The 2,932-nt window shown below is 66.6% G+C and carries 3 protein-coding genes; 1 reads left to right on the top strand and 2 read right to left on the bottom strand.

Annotation, left to right across the window (positions count from 1 at the left end):
- The first annotated feature begins 311 nt into the window (after positions 1-311).
- Positions 312-1,145: a hypothetical protein gene (locus AC5590_RS21895; protein WP_211178808.1), complete on the top strand. Its 834-nt coding sequence runs from the start codon at positions 312-314 to the stop codon at positions 1,143-1,145.
- Here the strand turns inward: AC5590_RS21895 and ruvX are convergent.
- Together ruvX and AC5590_RS21885 are read right to left on the bottom strand one after the other, a co-directional pair.
- On the bottom strand, positions 1,070-1,555 hold the full coding sequence (gene ruvX, locus AC5590_RS21890; RefSeq protein ID WP_169268937.1) for a Holliday junction resolvase RuvX: 486 nt from the start codon (positions 1,553-1,555) through the stop codon (positions 1,070-1,072). The two genes, AC5590_RS21895 and ruvX, sit on opposite strands and share 76 nt — an antisense overlap.
- Before the next feature lie 157 nt (positions 1,556-1,712).
- Positions 1,713-2,840, bottom strand: a complete 1,128-nt coding sequence (locus AC5590_RS21885) for a mannose-1-phosphate guanylyltransferase (protein WP_169268936.1) — start codon at positions 2,838-2,840, stop codon at positions 1,713-1,715.
- Between the last annotated feature and the right edge of the window lie 92 nt (positions 2,841-2,932).

Below are 2,932 nucleotides of genomic sequence, written 5' to 3'. Positions count from 1 at the left end.
TGCTGGACGCGTGCGAGCGGCAGGGCTCGATCGACGTGCGGTTTGAGCGGGGGTGGGGGGCGGTGTGGGAGTTGGATCGGCGGCGAGTGCGAGTTGGCTGAGCAGCGCGAGGGCGATGGGAAGCACGTGCGGGCTCCGGGTTGCTGAAGGAAGTACGAGCGGCGGGGTGGCGGAGGTTCGGGTCCGAAAGAAGACGTCGCCACCGGTCAGAATTCGTCGTGGGAGGGTAGAAGGAAGAACGGCTGCAGGAGTCTGAGGCCGAAACCGCAAAAAGTGTTGTGAGTAACCCGACTCGGTGCGAAGGTAGAGATGTGCGCGGACGCCCCTGGGAGAATTCGGGCTGGGTGGTCGCCGCGGTTGCGGCTGTGCTGTCGCTCGCTGCTGTCGCGGCGGGGCAGCCGGAGGACGCGGCGCCGTCTTCGAGCGGGTTGGCGCGACGCCCCAATCCGGTGTTTCCGGAGAAGGCCGAGTCGGGCACGTGGCTCAAGCCGCTGCCGACGCATCGCAAGATGGGCGGCGTGTACCACACCGCGCGGGTTGGCCGTTTTGACGTCAGCGGGATGTCGGTGCGGCCGCGCATCGAGTCGCCGATCGGCTACGCGGTGGCGCGGGTGCCGATGAGTTCGGGCGCGGACGGGACGATCGGCGCGGTGCTGCTGGCGGGGCAGTGGTTGCTGCCGTGGAACAAGGTTGTGGACGATGCGACGCTGAAGGCGTGGGCCGACGCGGGTGTGTTGAAGCTGGAGCAGCATCCCGACATCGGGTTCACGGTGCGTGCGGCGGTGGACACGCGGGAGTTGTCCAAGAGCGAGAGTTCGTCGTCGTACTCGTGCGGGGTGATCGCGGACGTGACGATCAACGGCGTGACGACGGAGGTGTTCGTGCCGCGGGTGGTGCTGACGCTGACGCGAGCGGACGCCAAGCAGGAAGGTGAGACGCTCAAGGGCGATCTGCTGGAGCTGCGGGCGCGGTGGAAGGTGCGGCTGTCGGACTTTTTCGAGATGAGGGCGGCGGCGCCGGTGGTGGACGCGAACATCGAGATGACATGCTCGACGGTGCCGCCGGAGTTTCAGGGGGACAAAGAAGAGCCCAAGCCCGCGGAGGGGTCGGAGCCGGGAGTGGCACCGGGCAGCGACGCAAAGTAATCGCGGAGGATTGCGGCGGCGGCCAGCGCGTCGCGTTTTTCTTTCTTCTGCTTGTGGGTCATCCCGCTCTGCGACATGGACCAGTCTGCCTCGACAGAGGTGAGGCGTTCGTCGTGGAAGCGGACGGTGCGCTTGGAGGCGGCGGCGAGGCGCTCGCCGAAGGCGCGGATTTTCTTGGCTTGCGGGCCTTCGCTGCCGTCCATGTTGAGGGGGAGGCCGAGGACGAGTTCGGCTTCGGCGCGACCGAGGTGGGATTCGATGCGCTTCACGATGTCGGCGAGCAGTTGAGCGCCCGCGTTGGCGGCGAGGGGCGTTTCGATGACCTCGATGGGCGAGACGATGCCGGTCACCGGATCGCCGAGGGCGAGGCCGGTGCGTTTGTCGCCGAGGTCGATGGCGAGGTATCGCACGGGGAAGGGTAGAGAGAAGAGGGGAGCAGGGGAGCAGGGGAGCAGGGGAGCAGGGAGGCAGAAGAGCGGAGCGCGGGGGATGGCTGCTTGAGTGGGACGGATGGCGCCGGGGCCTGGAAGGCCCCGCCCCCTCGGGTAGGCGGGCCCTGCTCTCGCTTTACTTCAGGCGGTCGTCGACCATGCCGTGGAGGGCTTTGAGTTCCTCGGCCTTGCTCTTGGGCATGATGAGCGTGGCGTCGGGGGTGTGGACGACGATGAGGTCGTCGATGCCGAGCACCGCGAGCGTGTGGTTGGCGTTGGCGTTGATGAGCAGGTTGCCTTTGGCCTGGGTCTGGAGCGTCGGGCCTTCGCCGGTGATGCGGTTGTCGGCGGCGTCGGCGCCGAGCGTTTCGGCGTAGCTGGGCCAGGAGCCGACATCGAGCCAGTTCACATCCATCTGGACCGTGCAGATGGAGAAATCCTTGTCTTTGCTCGCGGGTTCCATGATCGCGTAATCGACGCTGATCTTGGGGAGCGTGGGATACACGCGGGCGACGACCTCGTTCTGTTTGGCGGTGCCCCAGGCGTGCTGGATCTGGAGCATGCCGGCGTGGCTCTCGGGCTTGAACTTGCGGAGGGCGTTCATGATGGTGGAGGCCTTCCACACGAACATGCCGCTGTTCCAGTTGAAGGCGCCGGACTGGACGTAGGCCTGAGCGCGGGGAAGATCGGGCTTCTCGACGAAGCGGGCGACGTGGAAGGCGAGGGCCTTGCCGTCTTTCTCGCAGCCGTCGACGCCGCGGATGGGCGTGCCGCGTTCGACGTAGCCGTAGCCGGTGGCGGGGTAGGTGGGCTTGATGGAGAACGTGACGAGGCGCTTGGCGTCGTCCTCGACGAGGCGGTAGCCAAGGTCCATGCGCTCGCGGAAGACGTCCTGCGGCTCGATGATGTGGTCGGCGGTGAGGACGGAGAAGACGGCGTCCTTGTCGAGCTTTTCGAAGACCGCGGCGGCGAAGCCGACGGCGTTGACGGTGTCGCGGCCGACGGGTTCGCCCAGGATGCGCTCGTCGACGAAGTTGGGCAGATCACGCCGGATGATCTTGCGGTAGTTCTCGCTGGTGCAGATGAAACGGCGCTCGGGCGGGACGATGCCCTCGAGGCGCTGAGCCGCGATCTCGAGCAGGGAGCGCGAGGGGCCGCCCTCCTTGGGCTGGATGAACTTGAGGAGCTGCTTGGGCTGGTCCTTGCGGCTCATCGGCCACAGGCGCGTCCCGGCTCCGCCGGCCATGATCATCGCGTATCGCATCGCGAAGAAGATATCGGGTGAGGAGCGGGGAAATCAATGGGAATCTGGGGGGTGGCAGAGCATTTCTTCGCTTCGAGATGGTTGACGTGTTG

The organism is Brasilonema octagenarum UFV-OR1 (assembly GCF_963888615.1).
Taxonomy (GTDB): Bacteria; Cyanobacteriota; Cyanobacteriia; order Cyanobacteriales; family Nostocaceae; genus Brasilonema; species Brasilonema sennae.
The sequence above is the reverse complement of the archived record's forward strand: the minus strand, read 5'-3'. Positions and strand labels throughout refer to the sequence as shown.

What these genes read in the sequence shown, in the direction of transcription:
- AC5590_RS21885 (WP_169268936.1), bottom strand. Translation starts at nt 2,840, where the DNA reads ATGCGATACGCGATGATCATGGCCGGCGGAGCCGGGACGCGCCTGTGG.